The organism is Sphingomonas sp. PSPC2-2 (genome assembly GCF_049897725.1).
Taxonomy (GTDB): Bacteria; Pseudomonadota; Alphaproteobacteria; order Sphingomonadales; family Sphingomonadaceae; genus Sphingomonas.
The window spans coordinates 415,107-435,740 of sequence record NZ_JAFCWU010000001.1; the positions used below are offsets into that span (position 1 = coordinate 415,107).

Annotated in this window: 19 protein-coding genes; 18 read left to right on the top strand and 1 reads right to left on the bottom strand. The window is 65.1% G+C overall.

The features are described from left to right. Positions 1-6 precede the first annotated feature (6 nt). From ACP7BY_RS01960 to ACP7BY_RS01975, 4 genes are read left to right on the top strand one after another with little or no spacing between them, the layout of a single operon-like run. Positions 7-1,221, top strand: coding sequence for a Ca2+-dependent phosphoinositide-specific phospholipase C (locus ACP7BY_RS01960; protein ID WP_033966756.1), 1,215 nt, complete (start codon positions 7-9; stop codon positions 1,219-1,221). Positions 1,222-1,280: 59 nt separating this feature from the next. Beyond that, on the top strand, positions 1,281-2,414 hold the full coding sequence (locus ACP7BY_RS01965) for an 8-amino-7-oxononanoate synthase (RefSeq protein ID WP_137902920.1): 1,134 nt from the start codon (positions 1,281-1,283) through the stop codon (positions 2,412-2,414). Beyond that, on the top strand, positions 2,404-3,033 hold the full coding sequence (gene bioD, locus ACP7BY_RS01970; RefSeq protein WP_033964645.1) for a dethiobiotin synthase: 630 nt from the start codon (positions 2,404-2,406) through the stop codon (positions 3,031-3,033). Before ACP7BY_RS01965 ends, bioD begins: the two co-directional genes overlap by 11 nt. Further along, positions 3,030-4,295 (top strand): adenosylmethionine--8-amino-7-oxononanoate transaminase, encoded by a 1,266-nt coding sequence (locus tag ACP7BY_RS01975; protein WP_137902919.1) that lies wholly within the window; start codon positions 3,030-3,032, stop codon positions 4,293-4,295. Before bioD ends, ACP7BY_RS01975 begins: the two co-directional genes overlap by 4 nt. A gap of 27 nt (positions 4,296-4,322) precedes the next feature. On the opposite strand, the gene ACP7BY_RS01980 is transcribed toward ACP7BY_RS01975, so the two are convergent. Beyond that, entirely contained in the window at positions 4,323-4,517 is a 195-nt protein-coding gene (locus ACP7BY_RS01980) for a hypothetical protein (RefSeq protein ID WP_033964650.1), read from the bottom strand. Positions 4,518-4,585: 68 nt separating this feature from the next. Here ACP7BY_RS01980 and ACP7BY_RS01985 point away from each other — a divergent pair, with 68 nt between their 5' ends. The 14 genes from ACP7BY_RS01985 (at position 4,586) to ACP7BY_RS02050 (ending at position 20,594) form a co-directional block, all read left to right on the top strand. Beyond that, complete coding sequence (locus ACP7BY_RS01985) at positions 4,586-5,554, top strand: MBL fold metallo-hydrolase (protein ID WP_137902918.1); 969 nt, start codon at positions 4,586-4,588, stop codon at positions 5,552-5,554. A gap of 96 nt (positions 5,555-5,650) precedes the next feature. Further along, entirely contained in the window at positions 5,651-6,487 is an 837-nt protein-coding gene (locus ACP7BY_RS01990) for an alpha/beta fold hydrolase (RefSeq protein ID WP_033964651.1), read from the top strand. 151 nt (positions 6,488-6,638) lie between these two features. Then, on the top strand, positions 6,639-9,689 hold the full coding sequence (locus tag ACP7BY_RS01995; protein WP_137902917.1) for a sensor histidine kinase: 3,051 nt from the start codon (positions 6,639-6,641) through the stop codon (positions 9,687-9,689). 214 nt (positions 9,690-9,903) lie between these two features. Continuing rightward, positions 9,904-10,506 (top strand): M17 family peptidase N-terminal domain-containing protein, encoded by a 603-nt coding sequence (locus ACP7BY_RS02000; protein WP_052192307.1) that lies wholly within the window; start codon positions 9,904-9,906, stop codon positions 10,504-10,506. A 46-nt stretch (positions 10,507-10,552) separates the two neighbouring features. Continuing rightward, positions 10,553-11,215 (top strand): response regulator transcription factor, encoded by a 663-nt coding sequence (locus tag ACP7BY_RS02005; RefSeq protein ID WP_171010545.1) that lies wholly within the window; start codon positions 10,553-10,555, stop codon positions 11,213-11,215. Positions 11,216-11,306: 91 nt separating this feature from the next. Continuing rightward, the gene (locus ACP7BY_RS02010) at positions 11,307-11,915 is read left to right on the top strand and encodes a helix-turn-helix domain-containing protein (protein ID WP_033964653.1); all 609 of its coding nucleotides are present in this window, start codon (positions 11,307-11,309) and stop codon (positions 11,913-11,915) included. Between the two features lie 178 nt (positions 11,916-12,093). After that, complete coding sequence (locus ACP7BY_RS02015) at positions 12,094-12,546, top strand: MarR family winged helix-turn-helix transcriptional regulator (protein ID WP_033964654.1); 453 nt, start codon at positions 12,094-12,096, stop codon at positions 12,544-12,546. 24 nt (positions 12,547-12,570) lie between these two features. Next, positions 12,571-13,134: an isochorismatase family protein gene (locus ACP7BY_RS02020; protein WP_033964655.1), complete on the top strand. Its 564-nt coding sequence runs from the start codon at positions 12,571-12,573 to the stop codon at positions 13,132-13,134. Further along, a complete protein-coding gene (locus tag ACP7BY_RS02025; protein ID WP_033964664.1) occupies positions 13,134-13,463 on the top strand; it encodes a hypothetical protein in 330 nt (109 codons plus the stop codon). The genes ACP7BY_RS02020 and ACP7BY_RS02025 overlap by 1 nt, the downstream gene beginning before the upstream one ends. After that, positions 13,460-14,731 carry an MFS transporter gene (locus ACP7BY_RS02030; RefSeq protein WP_137902916.1) on the top strand — a complete coding sequence of 424 codons (1,272 nt, stop codon included), beginning with the start codon at positions 13,460-13,462 and terminating at the stop codon, positions 14,729-14,731. The genes ACP7BY_RS02025 and ACP7BY_RS02030 overlap by 4 nt, the downstream gene beginning before the upstream one ends. Positions 14,732-15,197: 466 nt before the next feature. After that, on the top strand, positions 15,198-15,533 hold the full coding sequence (locus tag ACP7BY_RS02035) for a helix-turn-helix domain-containing protein (RefSeq protein WP_033964656.1): 336 nt from the start codon (positions 15,198-15,200) through the stop codon (positions 15,531-15,533). Further along, positions 15,526-16,773 carry a type II toxin-antitoxin system HipA family toxin gene (locus tag ACP7BY_RS02040; protein WP_033964657.1) on the top strand — a complete coding sequence of 416 codons (1,248 nt, stop codon included), beginning with the start codon at positions 15,526-15,528 and terminating at the stop codon, positions 16,771-16,773. The genes ACP7BY_RS02035 and ACP7BY_RS02040 overlap by 8 nt, the downstream gene beginning before the upstream one ends. Then, entirely contained in the window at positions 16,770-17,894 is a 1,125-nt protein-coding gene (locus tag ACP7BY_RS02045) for a hypothetical protein (RefSeq protein ID WP_033964658.1), read from the top strand. The genes ACP7BY_RS02040 and ACP7BY_RS02045 overlap by 4 nt, the downstream gene beginning before the upstream one ends. Before the next feature lie 75 nt (positions 17,895-17,969). Next, positions 17,970-20,594: an AAA family ATPase gene (locus ACP7BY_RS02050; protein WP_137902915.1), complete on the top strand. Its 2,625-nt coding sequence runs from the start codon at positions 17,970-17,972 to the stop codon at positions 20,592-20,594. Positions 20,595-20,634 lie beyond the last annotated feature (40 nt).

The window sequence follows — 20,634 nt, forward strand, 5'->3', positions numbered from 1 at the left end:
ATTGGCATGAAGAAGATCGCTCTCGGTCTCGGCCTTGCCGCGACCTGCGCCGTAACCGCGCTCGCCACCGTCGGTGCCAAGGACCGCCCCGCCGAACTGCGGCTGAACCAGATCCAGGTGCTGGGCACGCACAACAGCTATTCGCAGGGTGTCGACAAGCATTTGCTGGCGATGGCCGATGCGGCGATCGGGCCGCAACTCGCCATCTTCACCAGCCGCATGACCGGTGAGATGAAACGCTCGTGGGAGGAATATCATCCCAATCCCGGCAGCCTGAGCGACGGGCTGACCTATCGCTTCCCCTCGCTGACCGCGCAGCTCGACGCCGGGGTGCGCAGCCTTGAGCTCGACATCAACCACGATCCCGAAGGCGGGCGCTACGCCCATCCGGCGGGCTATGCCGCGCTGAAGGCGAAGGGCATTGCCGATAGCGAGATCGAGCCGCGCGATGCGACCGACATGGACAAGCCCGGCCTCAAGGTCTTCCACATCGCCGATTTCGACGTGCGGTCGAGCTGCAATCTGTTCCGCACCTGCCTGACCCAGCTCCGCCGCTGGTCCGACGCGCACCCGAACCATGCACCGATCTTCATCCTGGTCGAGGCCAAGAGCGACGCCCTCCCGATCTTCCCGGGATCGACCGCCCCGCTGAAATTCGACCGCGCGGCGTTCGACGAAATGGACCGCACAATCTTCGACGTGATCGGACGCGACCATATGGTCACCCCCGACCAGGTGCGCGGTACCTATCCGACGCTCGAAGCGGGTGTGCTGGCGCAGCATTGGCCAACGCTCAGCCAATCGCGCGGTAAGTTCGTGTTCCTGCTGCTGACCGCGCTCGATCCAGCGGCGCTGGCCGCCTATCATGAAGGGCACCCCAATCTGGAGGGGCGCGCGGCCTTCCTGCGCGCGACGCCGGGGCAAAGCTATGCCGCGTTCCTGCTGATGGACAATGCCACGCTGCGCGCTAAGGAAATCCCCGAGCGCGTCGCGCAAGGCTATCTGGTGCGTGCACGCGCCGACATCGAAACCTATGAGGCCAAGGTCAACGATCTGTCACGCGCCAATCAGGCGTTCCGCAGCGGCGCACAGGTCGTCTCGACCGATTTCTACAAGCCCGGCAATGGCTATGGCACCAATTATGTCGTTCGTTTGCCCGGCGGTGGCGAAGCGCGCTGTAATCCGGTGAATGCCCCGAAGGATTGCGCGCTCAACCGCTGAGCCGCAAAATGTGACGGCGCGCGCTTGCGTCATCGGCCAGCTTTGGTATAGGCCGACCGATGACGCTCCTGCTCGCTCAGCAAAACGATTTGACCACGCTCGACTCCGCCGCGCGGCTACGCCGCCTGCAACCGCGCACCGGGCTGGATTTTTCGTCCAACGATTATCTCGGCCTCGCCCGCGCGCAGCGCTTACGCAACGCGGTGGCGGCGGCGCTGGCGCGCGGGGTTTCGATCGGGTCGGGCGGGTCGCGGCTGCTGCGCGGCAACGATCCCGAGCATGAAGCGCTCGAAGCCGAGGCCGCGGCCTTTTTCGGCAGTGAAGCGGCGCTGTTCTTCTCCAGCGGCTATGCCGCCAATGCCGCCTTGCTGTCCACGCTGCCGCAGCGCGGCGACCTGATCGTCCATGATGCGCTGATCCATGCCAGCGCGCATGAAGGCATGCGCCTCGCCCGCGCCGAAAGCGTCGCCACGCCGCATAATGACGCGGGCGCGGTCGATCAGGCGATTGCCGAGTGGCGGCGGCGCGGCGGCACGGGTCGGGCGTGGATCGCGGTCGAAAGCCTCTACAGCATGGATGGCGACCGCGCCCCGCTCGCAGATCTGGCGGCGGTGGCGGCGCGGCACGCGGCGATGCTGCTGATCGACGAGGCGCATGCGACCGGCGTGTTCGGGCCGGGCGGGCGCGGCCTCGCCGCCGATCTGGAGGGTGCCGAAAACGTCATCACCTTGCGCACTTGCGGCAAGGCCTTGGGCTGCGAAGGCGCCTTGCTGTGCGGCCCGCGCACGATGCGCGATTTTCTGGTCAATCGCGGGCGCGCCTTCATCTTCTCGACCGCGCCCTCCCCGCTGATGGCAAGCGCGGTGCGCGAGAGCCTGCGCATCCTCGCCGACGAGCCCGATCGCCGCGAGCGGCTGAGCGCGCTCACCGCCTTTGCCGAGCGCACGCTCGCGCCCTGTGGCGTCACCCCGACCGGATCGCAGATCCTGCCGCTCATCATCGGCGCGGACGCCCCCACCATGCGGCTGGCGGCGGCGCTGCAGGCCGCCGGTTTCGATATTCGCGGCATCCGCCCGCCCACGGTGCCGCCCGGCACCGCGCGGCTGCGCGTGTCGCTCACCCTCAACGTCAGCGAAGCGGAGATTGCCGCGCTGGCGGAGACGCTGTCGGAGTTGCGCGCACGTGAACCCTGAAACCCTCGTCATCACCGGCACCGACACCGATGTCGGCAAGACCGTGTTCGCCGCCGCGCTGGCCGGTGCGCTCAACGCCCACTATTGGAAGCCGGTCCAGGCCGGGCTCGACCCCAGCGCCGACCGCGACAGCGTCGCCACGCTTTCCGGCGTGCCCGCGTCGCACATCCTGCCCGAGGCCTATCGCCTCGCCACCCCCTGCTCGCCGCACCGCGCGGCCGAGATTGACGGCGTGACGATCGACCCGCTGCGGCTGACCCCGCCCGAGGTCAACGGCCCGCTGGTAGTAGAGGGGGCCGGCGGCGTGATGGTGCCGGTAACGCGCGATCTGGTCTTTGCCGATCTGTTCGCGCGCTGGGGCTGTCCGGCGGTGCTGGTCGCGCGCACCGCGCTCGGCACGATCAACCACAGCCTGTTGTCGATCGAGGCGCTGCGCCAGCGCGGCGTGCCCATCCTCGGCGTCGCCTTTGTCGGCGACGAGAATGCCGATAGCGAAGCGACCATCGTGCAACTGGGCGGGGTGAAGCGGCTCGGGCGCTTGCCCCGGCTCGATCCGCTCAACGCGGAGACGCTGGCAGCGGCCTTTGCCGCGCATTTCAACGTGGCCGATTTCCAATGAGCAATTCCCCGATCTGGCACCCCTTCACCCAGCACGGCCTTGGCGAACCGATCCCGCTCGTCACCCACGGCGAAGGTGCGGCGCTGTTCACCCGGGACGGCCGCCGCATCATCGATGGCATTTCCTCCTGGTGGGTGACGACGCACGGCCATTGCCACCCGCGCATCATGGCCGCGATTGCCGAGCAAGCGGGCAAGCTCGACCAGATCATCTTTGCCGGCTGGACCCACGAACCCGCCGAAGCGCTCGCGCGCGGCTTGCTGGAGATCATGCCGCCCGCGCTCACCCGCATCTTCTTCTCGGATTCGGGTTCGACCAGCGTCGAGGTCGCGCTGAAGATGGCGCTCGGCTTCTGGGCCAATCGCGGCGAGCCCCGCCACCGCATCCTGGTGATGGAGCATAGCTATCATGGCGACACGATCGGCGCGATGTCGGTCGGCGCGCGCGGCGTGTTCAACGCGCCCTATACGCCCTTGCTGTTCGACGTCGGCACCATCCCCTACCCCGCTGCGGGCCGCGAGCAGGCCACGCTCGATGCGCTGGAGGCCGCCTGCCGCTCCGCCCCCGCCGCGTTCATCGTCGAGCCCTTGGTGCTGGGCGCGGGCGGGATGCTGTTCTACCCCGCCTGGGTGCTGGCCGAGATGCGCGCGATCTGCACGCGCCACGGCGTTTTGTTCATCGCCGATGAAGTGATGACCGGCTGGGGCCGCACCGGCACGCTGCTGGCGTGCGAGCAAGCGGGTGTCGTCCCCGACATCCTCTGCCTGTCCAAGGGCCTGACCGGCGGCGCGGTGCCGCTGGCGGTGACGATGGCGAGCGAGGGCGTCTACGAAGCGCATCTCTCGCAGGATCGCGCGCGCATGTTCTTCCACTCGTCCAGCTACACCGCCAACCCGATTGCCTGCGCCGCCGCCAACGCCAACCTCGCCATCTGGCGCGAGGAACCCGTGCGCGACCGCATCGCCGCGCTCGCCGTGCGGCAACGCCAGCGGCTTGACGCCCTCGCCACACACCCCGGCTTTGCCAACCCGCGTGCGCTCGGCACGATCGCGGCGGTGGATATCGAAGATCGTGAGGATGCAGGCTATCTCTCGCACCGCGCCCCCGCCCTGCTTGCGCATTTTCGCGAGCGCGACCTGTTGCTGCGCCCACTCGGCAATACGGTCTATGTGATGCCGCCTTATTGCATCGAAGACGCCGATCTCGACCGGATATATGCGGGGATAGCGGACGCGGCGAAAGCGACGGCTCACCCCAGATAGGCCCTCGATCCGTTAGGGCAGGAAGCGTCAAATGACGTTGGGAATCGCCAATATGCGCGCGGACATCGCGCGCATCAGGCGCAGACCGTTTCTGTCAGGAGCCCGCGCGATGAACGCCGCAAACCCGCAAAGCCCGATGCCGCCGCTGCTGGCCGACGCCGTTGCGGCAACCGCAGCCGCGAGCTGATCCATCCCGCCGGTCCGCGCCTTGATGCTGGGCATGCCAAAGCCGATCTTCTAATCTCGACCGGTGATCCACCTGCCGGATCAAGCAAATCGGATGAAACGCCATGACCGTTCGCTTTTTGAAGTCTGCCGCAGTGATCGCCAGCCTGGCCGTCGCACCGGTCGCTTACGCCCAGAGCGCAGCCCCCACGGCGGCCTCCACTCCGGCCGATTTCTACAAAATGAAGCTCGGCCATTTCACCATTGTCGCGCTGTCCGACGGCACGATCGCCCTGCCCACCGATCAATTGCTGGTCGAGCGGACGCCGGGCGAAGTGAAGACGATCCTGGCGGCCGCCAACGCGCCCACCCTCCAGACGACCTCGGTCAACGCCTATCTGATCGACACGGGGTCGCGCCGTATTCTCGTCGATAGCGGCAGCGGCAGCTATTTCGGCCCTACGCTGGGGCGCGCGATCACCGCGCTGAAGGCGGCCGGCTACAAGCCCGAGGATATTGACGAAGTGCTGATCACGCACTTGCATCCCGACCATGTCGGCGGCCTCGCGGTCGGCGGCGCGCGCGTCTTCCCCAATGCGACGATCCGCATGGCGCAATCGGAATACGACTTCTGGCTCGACAAGGGTAACCTGACCAAGGTCGACGGTTCGGTCCAATCGTCCTTCGACGCGGCAGCCGCTTCGCTCGCGCCCTATAGCGCAGCAGGCCGCGTCAAGCCGTTCCGGGCGGGCGAGACGATCGATACCGGTGTGACGGCGGTGTCGCTGCCCGGGCACACGGCGGGACACACCGGTTACCGCGTCGAGAGCGACGGCAAGACGCTGCTCATCTGGGGCGACGTGATGCACGTGGCGGTAGTGCAGTTGAAGGACCCTGCGGTGACCATCAAGTTCGACCTGTCGCAGGCCGACGCCTCCCGCTCGCGCGCCACGATCATGGCCGACGCAGCGAAGCGCCACTATCTGATCGCGGCGGCACACCTGCAATTCCCTGGCATCGGGACGCTCAGCAAGTCGGCGCAGGACTGGCAATGGACGCCCGTTCCGGCCACGCCCCCCGCCAGCGCGCAATAGTCGGAACGCCGCGGCACCGGCCGATCGCATTTTCCCGGCGCAGCATGGTGGCAACCTCCGGAGAGCCACCATCTCGCCCCACCAACGGAGACTATCATGGCCTATGTAACCAGCGCAGACGGCACCCAGATCTATTATAAGGACTGGGGCCCCAAGGATGCCCAGCCGATCGTTTTCCACCACGGCTGGCCGCTGTCGTCGGACGATTGGGACGCGCAAATGCTGTTCTTCCTGGCCAATGGCTACCGGGTGGTCGCGCATGACCGTCGCGGGCATGGCCGATCCGAGCAGTCGGTCGGTGGTCATGACATGGACCATTATGCCGCCGACGCCTCCGCCGTCGTCGAGCATCTCGATCTGAAAAATGCGGTGCATATCGGCCATTCGACCGGCGGCGGCGAAGTCGCGCGCTATGTCGCGAAGTTCGGCCAGCCGCAGGGCCGCGTCGCCAAGGCCGTGCTGGTCAGCGCAGTCCCTCCGCTGATGCTGAAGACCGACGCCAATCCCGGCGGCACGCCGATCGAGGTGTTCGACAGCTTCCGCAGCGCGCTTGCCGCCAATCGCGCAGCCTTCTTCCACGATGTCGCGGCGGGGCCATTTTACGGCTTCAATCGCGATCACGAAACGACGATCCAGGCCGTGATCGACAATTGGTGGCGGCAGGGCATGATGGGCAGCGCGCAAGCCCATTATGAAGGCATCAAGGCCTTTTCCGAAACCGACCAGACCGAAGACCTGAAGGCGATCACCGTCCCCACGCTGGTGCTGCAGGGCGATGACGATCAGGTCGTGCCCTATACCGATGCCGCGCTGCTGCAGGTGAAGCTGCTGCAAAACGGCACGCTGAAGATCTATGAGGGCTATCCGCATGGGATGCTGACCACCCATGCCGATGTCATCAACCCCGATCTGCTCGCCTTCGTGCGCGCCTGAGCTCCTGGGTTGATCACACGGGTGGACGATCGACGACCAGCGATCGACGATCGTCCACCCGCGCTCCGGCCGCGCTATTGCGGGAGCGTAACGGATCGGGCATCGCGACGGCCGTGACAGACACCGTGACCCGAACAGCATCCCCTTGCCCATGAGCGGCCGCGTCCGCGTCCTGTTGCTCGCGGCGCTCATGGCGTTGGTGCTACCATGGTTCCCGCCGGTCGCCGCGCAGGGGCCAAGTCGAGCGCCCGAACAATTCCATCACAGCAGCTGGACAATCGAGGATGGCGCACCGCCCGATATCTGGGCGATCGCACAGACGGCGGACGGTTTCCTGTGGCTAGGCACCGGCGGCGGCCTCTATCGATTCGACGGGATCCGCTTCGAGGAAATCCGTCCGCGCGTCGGCAAGCTGCCCAGCCGCAACATCACCGCCTTGCTGGCTACTCCAGACGGCGACCTGTGGCTTGGTTTCTACAATGGCCAAATCGCTCGTCTACGGGACGGAACGCTAACCCGCTTCGGTGCGGCCAATGACTCGGTCGACCGTTTGATACGCGGTCCCGATGGGACGATTTGGGCGGCCTTCTGGCGCGGCCCCCGGCACCTTGCGCGCTTCGACGGTGCGCGGTGGCACTGGATTCCCGCCGACCGCCGGATTGTCCCCGGCAAGCTTGGCAGCGTGGTCGCGGCGCAAGACGGCACGATCTGGGCGACCACCGACCGACAAATCCTGCGTCTCCAACCCGGTGAGCGTGCCCTTACCCCCGTAGCATGGGCCCGACCGGGCGACAGTCTGGTCGGAACGCACAATGGCGGTGTCGCCCTCGCCCGGGCTGGCGTGTCGCGCCTTGGCAAGCCATTCGATCGAGAGCCGCTGCCCGGGCTGGAACCGCTCTCGCTGCCGCAAGGCACGCCCGGCATCAAACGCGCCCTGATCGATCACCAAGGCGCGATCTGGTGGACGGGCGGGAATGGCGGTGTCAGCCGCCTGCTGCCCCCTGCCGTCGGCACATCCGCCCGCGTCGAACATTGGGAAGATCGGCAGGGCCTGAGCGCCAATGCCGCGGTCCCGCTGTTTGAGGATCGCGAGGGCGCGATCTGGGTCGGCACCAATCTCGGACTGGACCGCTTTCGGCGCGCGCGCGTGGTGCGAGCCGATGCCTTTGGCCCCTCCCCTTACAAAGCCTATCTGCAGACCGCGCTGGCCGATGGGACGATCTATGTCGTCACCCGCACGCAAACGCTGTCGCGCGCCGCAAGCGATGGCTCGCTCCATCCCGTGTTGCACCTGGCCTTCGGCCCGGCAATGATCGCTGCCGATGGCAATCGGCTGATCGTCGAACAACGCGGCAGGCTTTTCGGCTTGCAACGCAATCGATTGGTCACGCTGGGTTTGCCTGCGCTCCCCGGCAAGGTGTTGACGTGGTCGCGTGACGGCCACGGGACCCCGACGATCGCCGTGCGCGGGCAAGGCGTGCTGCAACCCTACCGGGGTGGATGGCGGATGCTCCCCATCACAGGTGTTCCGACGGTCGACCGCAGGCTCGAAATCCCGTTCATCGGACCGGTCGGCCGTTGGTTCTACGCCGATGACCGCCTGATCGGGTGCGTAGGCGCGGTGTGCAAACCGATTGCAGCAGACGTCAATATCGGCAGGGTCAACATCGTCGTGCCAAGCGATACGGGCCAGGGGCCGGTGCTCGTCGGGGGCGACAGCGGCCTCGCCATCGGGAGTGGCGACCGGTTTCGCAGTTTGACATCGGATCGCTTTCCCGTGCTCGTCGGCATCACCGGCATAGCGCGCGGCGCGCGGGATATCGTGTGGATCAGCGGGCTGCGCGGCGTTCTGCAAACGACGCAAGCGGCGCTCACCAGCGCGCTGTCCAACGGACGTCCATTGGCCTACCGCCTGTTTACAATGGCGGACGGCGTACCGGGGGCCGCGCAGCAGGATGCAAGCTACTCGACCGCAATTCGCAGCGGAGATGGACGGATCTGGCTTGCTGCCAGCCACGGCATTGCCTGGATCGACCCCGGTCGCCTGGAACCCAATGCTGCCCCCCCGCCAGTGCTGATCCGCTCGGTCACTGCCGATGGCAAGGAGGTTGCGCCCGCGGCACAGATTGCGATCCCAGCCGGCACGCGGCGCGTGCAAATCGATTATGCCGCGCTCAGCCTGCTCGATCCGGATCGCGTGCAATTTCGCTACCGCTTGACGGGCGTCGATGAGGATTGGGTCGATCCCGGCTCGCGGCGCCAGGCAACGTACACCAATGTCGCGCCGGGGCATTGGACCTTTCAAGTGATCGCCGCCAATGCCGACGGAGTCTGGAACCAGCGCGGAGCCTCGATCGAGCTGACGGTAGCGCCCACCTTTTACCAGACGTGGCTCTTCCGACTGGCGGTAGCAGCCACCGCGTTGCTGCTGCTTGCCGCGCTGTACCGCATCCGCAAACGGGCGATCGAGGATCGCACGCGCAGACTGATCGCGGCGCAGGTCACCGAGCGCGAACGGATCGCGCGCGAGTTGCACGACACGCTGCTGCAAGGCATGCAAGCGATGATGCTGCGGTTCCAGGCCGTCGGCAACATAATGGCACCGGGTAGTCGCGCGCACCGCATGCTTGAGTCGGCCCTGGAACGGGGCGACGACGTCTTGCTGGAAGGGCGCGATCGCGTGCTCAACTTACGGACGGAGAGCAGCGCTACGCTGCAGGCGGCGCTGCACGCAATGGCCTGTCAGATCGGCGATGGTCTTTCGATCGAAATTATCGAGCATGGCCTGCCCCGCAAACTCTGCGACCCGATCATCGATGAGCTGGCGGCGATCGCGCGCGAAGCCCTCACCAACACGCTGTGGCATTCGCAAGCAACCCAGGCGATCGTTTCGCTCGACTTCGCGCGGTGGGTATTGCGCCTGTCCATTCGCGACAATGGCTGTGGCTTTAGCGACAGGATCCTCGCCCAGGGCGCGAAACCGGGCCATTTCGGCCTGCCTGGCATGCGCGAGCGCGCCGACAAGCTGGCCGCCGTGCTGACCCTGTCCAATCTCGAAAGTGGCGGGGCCGAGGTGGTCGTCACCGTTCCGGGGCGGATCGCTTATGCCCGGCCCCGCTCGGTCATCCAAAGGGCGACCAATGCGGTGGTTGCCTGGATCCTGCGCCTGCGCGGGTCCTTCCGCCGGGAACGCCATTCGTAAAGCATCGCTGCCGGGCGCCATCACGCCATCGCACGGAAGAAACAGACTATTTCCTTGACCTTCGCCGCACGGCACTACGCACGATAACGCCAAAACACCGCATTTTTGTACAAGCTATTCGGCTGTTGCGCACCCATTCTCCGCCGCACCGGGCCTTGTTCGCTTACCGGTAGCCCCACCTCCAGAACCTTTCCCGATCGCGTGAGTTTCCTATATGGACGACCCGACATCCTCGAACGACGCGATGCCGATCGGCGAATGGGCGGGGGTTGGCATTGCCGTCGCGCCGACCGATGCCGTCACCGCCGCAGTCGATTTGGCCGCAGCTGGGGTGTTCACGCACGAGTTGTCGCCAGATGGCGCGGTCGGCGGCCTGCGCCACCTCGACAAGGCTGTCGGCGGTGCGGTGATGCGGTTGCGCGGCGATGGCGTGTTCAGCGCCGCCCCTGGCGAGATCCTGGCGCTTTCGACGCCGCGCTTGCCCGTAGCCGCCTCCACCATTCTGCTTGTCGGCATGGGCGATCCCGAATCATGGTCGCCCGCCGTTCTGGAAACGGCGATGAGCGCAGCGACGAGTGAAGCGCTGCGACGGGGTGCCGTATCCGCATCGTTTGCACCGAGCTTGCTCGATAGCGGTATTGCGGTCGTCGACTCCGCCGGAGTGGCGATGGCGATGCTCAGAGGCCTGCTGGCCGCGCTGAACGCCTATCCGGTCCGTTTCGATCTCAAGCTGTGGATCTTCTGCACCGGGGCCGCGCACCTGACCGCCACCCATGCTGCATTCGTGCGCGCTTATGCCGACCTTGCCCGGGCCTGATGCCGCTTCGGCAAGCCCCTTGAACAACGGGACAAGAGCGCCGATCATGCGCTCGCCTCCTCACCCCGGAACCGTTTGTCTGCCGCTCTCCTCGCCGATCCGTATTCTCGTCGTCGACGACCACCCGTTCCTGCGCGAAGGCGTGCGTGCGGTCGTCGAGACGCAAGCCGACATGCGGGTGGTGGGCGAGGCCGATAGCGGTGCCGACGCGGTTGTTCGATATCGCGAATTGCTGCCGGACATCGTCTTGATGGACTTGCAACTACCGGGTCTGAGCGGCGACCAGGCGATCGCCGCGATCCGGGAACGCTCTCCCAAGGCGCGCATCATCGTACTGACCACCTATTCCGGCGACGCCCATGCGCTGCGCGCCCTGCGCGCCGGGGCGGCGGGGTATCTGCTGAAGAACAGCTTGCGCAAGGAATTGCTGCAGGCAATTCGGTCGGTTCATGCCGGCGGCAAGCATCTCGACGCCGATGTCGCCACCGACATCGCGCTCCATCTGGTCGCGGACGCCCCCAGCGAACGCGAAATCAGCGTTCTTTCGCTTGCCGCCCAGGGCAATTCCAACAAGCAGATCGCGGCCAAACTCGGCGTATCCGAAGACACCATCAAAGCGCATATGAAGGCGATCTTCGCGAAACTGGGCGCATCTGATCGCACCCACGCCGTAACGATCGCCGCCAAACGTGGCCTGATCGACCTGTAGCGCAAGCGTAACCCGGCCCCACCCGAAAGGGGGGCATTCTGGCTACTCCTTAGGGATTATCACTCTCGCGCCAGCGGCTTACGCTGCCCCCATGCTGCTTAGCGACCCTCGAAGCCATGAGCCTTCCGGTGCTTGCACAGGCGGACTTTGGTCTTCCAACCCCGCCGAACTGATCGATTACGCGCGCCGTACCATCGAACATGATCCGCACGCAGCGCGGCGCTATCTGGATCGACTGGCGCTGGTGCTTGGCAACGGCGAACCGCGGCCGATCGAGGATCTTCTCGTCCCCGCGCTTCCCGTCGAAGCCAATGCCAGCTCCATCACGCGGGGCGGTCTCGCGCCCTGGCAGTTGCAGCGCGTAAGCGACTATGTCGAGGAGCGCCTTGGCGATACCATCGTGCTGGACGGCTTGGCTGCGGTCGTGCGCCTCAGCACCGGCCACTTTTGCCGCGCCTTCAAGGTCACCGTGGGCGAGACCCCACACGCCTTCCTGATACGCCGCCGCATTCGGCGCGCCCAAACGCTCATGCTCACTACCAAGGAATCCTTGAGTCACATCGCCTGCACCTGCGGGCTCACCGACCAGGCGCATCTTACCCGCCTGTTCCGGCGCATGGTCGGCGACACGCCGCTTTCGTGGCGGCGCACCTGGGCCCACATGTTCGAACGGGGTGAGCTCAACGCCGCTGCTGCCTGATTCAGGATAAGGCCTAAAAGCCGCCACAGCCCCGTCGCGAGACCGGCTCCGCGCGCAAGGATTTTAAAAGCAGATGGTTCCCGGGCCTTTACCCGCCCGCGCCCCGTCAGATGTGACGAAATCCCGATCTTTGAAGTTTATCTTTACAGTTTAACTTCAGATATCTACGGGCACCGATATGTCAGCACCGATACCCGATTCCGACATCGCCCAGGCAACGCAACTGGCGCACGATATTCGCGGGTTGATGGGAAAGCTCAAACGTCGGCTGCGCGAACAATCGAATGTCGGCGACCTGACCCCATCGCAAACCGCCGTGCTGCTTCGTATCGAGAAGGATGGGCCCGCCACGACATCGCACCTTGCACGAGCGGAAGGGATGCGACCGCAGTCAATGGGGGCGGTCATTGCCGCGCTGGAAGAGGCTGGTCTGGTACAAGGCGCGCAGGACCCACGCGATGGACGGCAAACGCTGCTGTCGCTGACCGACGCCTGTCGGCAATGGGTCGCTGCGGGTCGCGCGGCACGGCAGGACTGGTTGTTCCACACCATCGAGGCGCGGCTTTCCCCGCAAGAACAGGGCCAACTGGCGGCAGCCATCGCCCTGCTCCAGCGCCTCGTCGATGACTGAACAGGCATTCGCAAAGGGATACCCATGGCACTGACCACGCTCGACCCGAAGACTGCTTTGATCGTCGTCGATTTGCAGAAGGGCATCGTCACCTACCCTGTCGTCCATTCGATCGAGCAGGTCATCGACCGCAGCCGTGCGTTGATCGAGGCATTCCGCGCGCGCGGATTGCCGGTGGTGCTGGTCAACGTCACCGGCGGGGCACCGGGACGAACCGAGCGGCCGCAGCGCGACATGAGCGCATTGCCGGCCGATTTCGCCGACCTTGTCCCCGAACTCGGTCTCCAGCCGAGCGATATCCTCGTCACCAAACAGAGCTGGGGTGCCTTCGCCGGTACCGATCTGGACCAGCGACTGAAGGCGCTGGGCGTTACACAGGTCGTCATCTGCGGCATTGCCACCGCCACCGGCGTCGAGGCCACGGCGCGCCAAGCGTATGAGAACGGCTTTAACGTCACGCTCGCCATCGACGCGATGAGCGACACCCGCCCCGAGGCCCACGATTACAGCATCCGCAATGTGTTTCCCCGGTTGGGCGAGACGGGGTGCACCGATGACATCCTCTCTCACCTGGAAAGGTGCTCCTGATGACATGGCTTCACCTCCTGTCCTACTTCTTCGGCGGTGCCTTTCTGGCGAACGCGGTCCCGCATTGGGTGAGCGGCGTCACCGGGCGGCCGTTCCAGAGCCCGTTCGCCACGCCGCGAGGCGAAGGGCTGTCCTCCTCTACTGTGAATTTGCTGTGGGGCTTTGCCAATCTGGTCCTGTCCTATCTGCTGGTATGCCGGGTCGGCACCTTCGACCTGCGTGACACACTCCAGGTGACCGCCTTTGGCCTCGGAATGCTGGCGCTCGGCTTGTTCTGCGCGTGGCACTTCGGCCGCTTCCACGGAGGCAACGCGCCGGAGCAGCCATGAGCGCGCCCGGAACCCAGGTCTTCCGATCGCTCGGCACCTTCAACTACCGCGTCTGGATCACCGGGTCTTTCGTTTCCAATGTCGGCACGTGGGTGCAACGCACTGCACAGGACTGGCTGGTGCTGACCATCCTCACGCATCACAGCGCCGCCGCAGTCGGCATCGTGATGGCGCTCCAGTTCGCGCCGCAGTTCCTTTTGCTCCCCTGGACCGGCTCGGCTGCCGATCACCTCGACCAGCGCACGTTGCTGCTCGTCACACAGGCAACGATGGGCAGTCTGGCCCTGGCGCTCGGCATACTCACCGTCAGCGGTGCCGTCCAACTGTGGCACGTCTATGTGTTTGCCTTCGCGTTCGGCTGCGCGGCCGCGTTCGACGCACCGGTGCGACAGGTTTTCGTCGCGCAACTGGTGGGGGATACGCATCTCGCCAACGCGGTTGCGCTGAACTCGACCGCGTTCAACGCCGCCCGCATGATCGGTCCGGCGATATCGGGCATCGTCATCGCAGCCGTCGGAACCGGTTGGGCCTTCCTGTTAAACGGCGCGTCTTTCGTCGCGGTGCTGATCTCGCTCGCTGGCCTGCGCACGGCCGAGCTGCATGTGCGACCTCGGGCAACACGAGTAAGCGGAAGCTTTGTCCAGGGCCTTCGCTATGTCCAGGCGCGCCGCGATCTCAGGGCGATGCTGTTGATGCTGCTGCTGATCGGGACGTTCGGCCTGAACTTTCCCATCTTCATCTCCACCATGGCCGTCGGCGTGTTCCACGCCGATGCGCGCGCCTACGGCCTGTTGTCCTCGATCATGGCGATCGGGACCGTTGCAGGCGCATTGCTCAGTGCCGGGCGGCAGCGTCCGGGCTTCACCGCGCTGCTGGCGGGCGCAGCCGTCTTCGCGGTGGGATGCGCCCTGGCCGCGATCGCGCCGACCTATTGGCTCTTTGCCGCTGCTTTGGCGGCGACGGGTGCCGCCGCCCTGACCTTCACCAACACCAGCAACAGCCTGATGCAATTGTCGACCGAGCCAACCATGCGGGGGCGCGTCATGGCGCTGCGGGTTGGTGTCGCCTTGGGTGGAACGCCGATCGGTGCGCCGATCGTGGGATGGGTCGCGGACCATCTCGGCCCGCGCTGGGCACTGGGCGTCGGCGCGGCCTCCGGCCTTGCCGCCGTGATCGTTGCAATGCTGTTTCTGGCGAACGGCCGAACCCCAGCGGGGCGATCTCCACCGTCGCTTCCGGAAGGATCGTCGGAAGCATCAGCCGCATAATGCTGAACGGCACGGCCGCCTTTGGCGCGCTTGTCCAGCGCGCAAGCAACCGGTCACCCCCGATGCTGCCGCCGGGCTCCGCGCGTCATTCCCACTCGATTATCAACTGAAAGATTAAACATCTGAATTCATTGCACAAAATATTTTCTCGATTTCCGTATACCGTCATATAAACCGTCAAAAGTACCGGCCTTTGAAATCACTGGCTTTTTCCGGCAGATCGCGGAAATTGTGGTTCCGCCATCTATCGGCAGGCGCGACGGCGACATGACTCCGAAAGTCACCTCGGCCCGCACCGCCGCCTCTACGCCAGACTACGCCGGCCACGATTCAGCCTCCGCGGAATTATACCGTCACGGGCTCGGTCCGCCATCCCCCTTTTAATGGGATGGCCATCGCGCGAGGGCTGGCAAAATTGTAATCTTCGTGCTACATATTCTAGCAATCTGTAGTGCGAAGGTTTCAAATGCCTACACCACATAATCCTCCCGCCGCTGTGCGGCGCGCCCTGCGCAAGCTCGGTGCGGACATCCACGATGCACGTCGGCGTCGGCGGCTGCCGATGGCTGTCGTCGCGGAACGCGCCTTCACGTCCCGCTCGACCCTGCAAAAGGTCGAGGCTGGGGACACCAATGTCAGCATCGGCATTTATGCGGGCGTCCTTCAGGCGCTCGGCCTGCTCGACGGTCTGGGCCAGATCGCCGACATCGGCAACGACCCGGTTGGACAAGCGCTTGCCAGCGCGGAACTACCCAAGCACGTCCACCTCAAGCGAACACTCGGATCATCTAGCGATGGCTGATTTCGAGGTACATATCGACCTGGACGGCCGCACGCGCCCTATCGGCCTGGCGAGGAGCAATCGCGTCCGAGGCACGGAGACTATCCTTTTCGAATATGATGCCGCCTGGCTCGTTGATCCCGACCGGTTCTCGCTCGAGCCTGCCCTTGCCCTGACCCGTGGTGCCTTCGCCCCTCCTGCCGGACTGGTGACTTTCGGCTCCATCGGAGACTCCGCGCCCGACACATGGGGCCGCCGCCTGATGCAGCGGGCCGAGCGCCGTCTTGCCGAACGCGAAAGCCGCGCCGTGCGCACCCTCGCGGAAAGCGATTACCTGCTCGGCGTCGCCGACGAGACCCGCCTAGGCGCACTCCGATTCCGCTGGGCAGGCGAAGAGACGTTTCAGGCGCCGATCCGCGCCGGTGTCCCCGCCCTGATCGAACTCGGGCGACTGCTCCAGATCACCGAGCGGATCCTCCGGGACGAGGAAACGGACGAGGACCTTCAACTCATCTTCGCCCCCGGCTCTTCCCTCGGCGGCGCGCGGCCGAAAGCGTCGGTCATCGACCAGCACGGGCACCTCTCCATCGCCAAATTCCCGAAGGAGACCGACGATTACAGCATGGAGACGTGGGAGGAGATTGCGCTGCGGCTGGCTGACCAGGCCGGCATCACCACCCCTCACCATGAGCTGATTGAGGTCGCCGGCAAGGCGGTGATGCTGTCGCGGCGCTTCGATCGCGCCGGCCCGATCCGCACTCCTTTCCTATCTGCAATGGCGATGATGGGCGCCAAGGACGGTGAGCGCGGCAGCTACCCGGAGATCGTCGATGCTCTTACGCAACATGGTGCGCAGGGGAAGACCGACGCTCATGCCCTCTATCGGCGCGTCGTCTTCAACGTGCTGATTTCCAATGTCGACGATCATCTGCGTAACCATGGTTTCCTTTGGCTCGGCAAGACAGGATGGTCTCTTTCTCCGGCCTATGACCTCAATCCTGTGCCCACCGACCTCAAGGCGCGTGTGCTGACGACGAACATCGACCTCGACGAAGGCACCTGCTCGCTTGACCTGCTTGAGGCGGCTTCGGAGTTCTTCGGCCTCACACTGCTGCAGGCCCGAGCAATCATCAAAGAGGTCGCGACCGTGACCGCGACGTGGCGTGAAACCGCCAAGACGGCCGGCGCCCGCTCTGCAGAGATTACCCGGATGGCCAGCGCCTTTGAGCACGATGATCTCAAGCGGGCGCTGGCGCTATGACCCGAACCTTCATCTACAGCTTCGCACCTCCATCACTTGACCCGTCCCCCGGCGCGACCATCGCGCTGGACGTCTCTGAGATCGAGGACGCCGGCATTCGCGAAGTGCTTCAGACGCCGGGCGCAGCCTATGGCGCGTGGTCGATCTTGGATGCGCTGCTGGCACCGACCGGCGCGGGCACGTCCTTCATTTTCAGACAACCGCTTGGCCAGGCGCGCGAAGTGAAGGTCGCGTTGTCAGGCCTGTTCGGACGGTTCGTTGCCCGCGCTTATCTCGAGCGATATTTCGATCTCTCCATCTTCGTCCATCTCGGCAACCACATGATTGATCTCGACCGTCGCAAGCAGGTCAGGATCAAGCGCCTCGCCCGAGGCGACCTCCCCGACTGGATCGCATGCAAATCCGATCTGACCTCACTCACGATCGCGGAGGCCAAGGGCTGTCACGACCCGGGCGGACCGGCGAAAGCACTCGCGCGCGCCTGGACGCAAGCCGGGCGCATCGACGTGACGGTCAAAGGCCGAAAGGTCACCGTAAAGCGGATCGCGGTCGCCAGCCGGTGGGGCTTGGCGAATTCCAATCCCGCTGACGCCCACCTGTCGGTTCGCGATCCCATCGACAAGGGCGATCCCATCGATCCGCAAGACAAGGACGCCCCCTTCATCGGCCTGCTTCGTCTGCATGTCGCCAGTATGATCGAACCTCTCGGGCATACAGAACTCGCCCAGGCGCTGCGCGCTCTGACACGCCAAACCTTTCCGCGACCACTCCGGGATGCCGCCGCGCGCGCGCGCGGCGCACTCGACAGTGCGCCGATAGGACAAGTGGAAAAGACCCACGATATCGGCGGCCTGGTGGGCGGGATCGTCACGCGGGCCGGCCCGATTACCGACGCGGTCGCTAGTACCGTCGATCAGGAGGCCTTGGCCCGGCTCAACCTTCGTCCGGTTTTCGTCGGAGTAGACCGGGATCTGATCCGTGCGGCAATCGATGGCGAAGCGGAGACCATTCGCGGTCGTTTGGCCGAAAAGGTGAGCCCCGATGAGTTCGCGCGACCGGATCGCGCTGGCGGCTGGATCATCCCGCTCGGCACGGAACGACGCATAGTTGGAGGGGCCTGATGAGACACGGCCAATTGGAAATATCAAAAAGAGTTGGCCAATCAAAGTAGGGCCAAATGGGGGGAGTCCAGGACGATGAATGAAGAGAGTAATGACCTCTCGAATGAGGCCGAGGCGCTTGCCGATATCCTCGCATGGTCAGCCGACCTGCCCGGCTGGCAGCGTGACGCCTTGCGCCTGCTCTGCGGCCAGACGAAGCTTGAGCCCGCTGACATCACCGCCCTCGTTGCCGTCTGCAAGAGTGACAGCCCTGCTGTTCCGCTGGACACCAGCCACATTCGCGATCCCGCGGCGAGCCACGCCGTCGTCAGCCTGGGCGCCTTGCATGGCCTGGTGAACGTCAACGCCCTCGCGCCGGGCGAGCGGCTGTCCTTCGGCAAGACCGGCCTCACCGTGATCTATGGAGACAACGGCGCCGGCAAATCGGGATACGCCCGCGTCCTCAAGCAGCTCTGCCGCGCACGCTCTCCGAAGGGCGACGCCATTCTGCCGAATATCTATGCCGGCTCTCGTGGCGTACCGACCGCCAGCATCGATTTCTTCATCGGTGGGCAGAAGCGAAGCGCGACGTGGAACCAAGGCGGCTCAGCCGATCCGATGCTGTCAGCCGTCAGCGTCTTCGACTCGCGAACGGCCAACGTCCATGTCGAAAACACCAACGATCTCGCCTATACGCCGCTTCCTTTGCGCATTCTCGCCGGCCTCGCGCAGGCGTGCCAGGATGTGAAGGCCAAACTGTCGGCCGAGATAAAGACGCTGGAACAGCAGACGCCAGTTGTCTTATCAAAACCTGAGTGCAAGCCGGACACGGCGGTGGGCAAGGTAATCGCTAGCTTGTCCGGCAAGACCAAGCCCGACACCATCGAGAAACTCGCCGGTCTCACCGCGCAGGAAGAGGCGCGGCTCCAGACCCTCATTACCGATCTCTCCGGTGATCCCGCCCGGACCGTCCGTCAGCTTCAGACTCAGGAAACCCGCATTACGGCGGTGATAGACCAGATCGAGCGATTGATTGCCGGCGCTAGCGACGGGAACCGGACCACCCTGCGCGAAGCCCACTTCCGTCTCACCACGGCGCGCGACGCGGCTGCGGCCGCCTCTGCAAGTCTCTTTGCCGAAGAACCGCTGCCGGACATCGGCTCGGATATCTGGAAGGCTTTGTGGGAAGCGGCCCGCGCCTATTCGCGCGAAGCCGCCTATCCCGGACAGCCATTCCCAGTAACGGCCTCTGACGCCCATTGCGTACTGTGCCAGCAGCCGCTGGGCGAAGAAGCCTCAAGGAGGCTCACCAGCTTCGAAGCATTCGTCCAGGACGAGAGCAAGCGTCGCGAAGAGGATGCCGCTGACGCCTATGACGAACTGATCGAGCAGCTATCGTCTCAGGTCTTCCTGACGAAGAATATCCCGGTGTTCGTCGCCCTGATCCGCGACGATATCGGCGAGGCCGAGCTGGCGAAGGCCCTTCGCCGGCAGATCGTTCAGTTGTGCTGGCGCCTGCGGGCGGTGCTGCGAACCCATGCCCGTGAGGTCCTGCCGACGTTGCCACCGGAGGCCGTCGCCTCGCTGGACGAGTTGCGCGGCCTACTGGGCGGGATCGCCACCCGGATCGAGGGCCTGCAATCGGAGGCAAACTCCCCGCAACGCGCCGCCCTCGTCGCCGAACGCGACGGCTTGGCCGACCGCAAATGGCTCGGCGGCGTGAAGGCCGACTTGCTTGCCCAGATAGAGCGCGCGAAAGCCGTCGAGGCGCTTGAAAAGGCCAGCAAGGACACTGCCACGAACAAGATCACGACGCAGAGCGCGCGGATCGCCCAAGCCCTCGTTACCAACCGCTTGCGCGGTCGCTTCGCAATCGAGGTCAACAAGCTCGGCGTTGCAGGCCTCGCGATCGAGCTTCAGCAAGCGAAGACCACGGCCGGCGTCCCCTTCTTTCAGGTGCGCCTGATCAACAAGCCGGCCGAACCCGTCGGCAAGGTTCTAAGCGAAGGCGAACATCGCTGCGTCGCGCTCGCCGCATTCCTCGCCGAGCTGTCGACGATCGACGCGCAGTCGGCGATCGTCTTCGACGACCCGGTGTCCTCGCTCGACCACCTGCATCGCGATCGGGTTGCCGCGCGTCTGGCCGAAGCCGGCGAGAGCCGCCAGGTCATCGTGTTCACCCATGACATGGCCTTCCTGCTGCTACTCGACGAAGCCTGCCGGGCGACCAAGGACCGGGCGGCAACGCCCGTGTCGTATCGGCTGATTAGCCGCGGCACTGAACATGCCGGCTTCTGCCATCAAGATCCGCCCGCTAACGTCATGCCCCTCGACAAGGTGATCGACGGCATGAAAGCCCACCTGGCAAATGTGAAGATCCATCACGAACGCGGCGATCAGGCGAAATGGCAGTGGGAGGTAACATCCTTCCAAGACCAGCTTCGCACCACCTGGGAGCGCGCGGTGGAAGAAGTGGTAGGGCCGGTGATCCGTCGACTGTCCCGCAAGGTCGATACGACCGGTCTGATCAAGCTCACCATCCTCACTGACGTGGACTGCACGGTAATGCGCGAAGCTTTCGGCCGCTGTTCGGCGCTGCTTCACAGCCAACCTGGGGAGATTAATCCCCGCTTGCCCGCACCGTCAGTGATCGAGATCGAGATCGACGCGCTGGCCATGTGGATTTCCGATATTCGAACCAGGCAGGAGAAGGCGGCATGACGGCTCACCACCACCACCCCGCTCGTCCTCGGTTAACGGA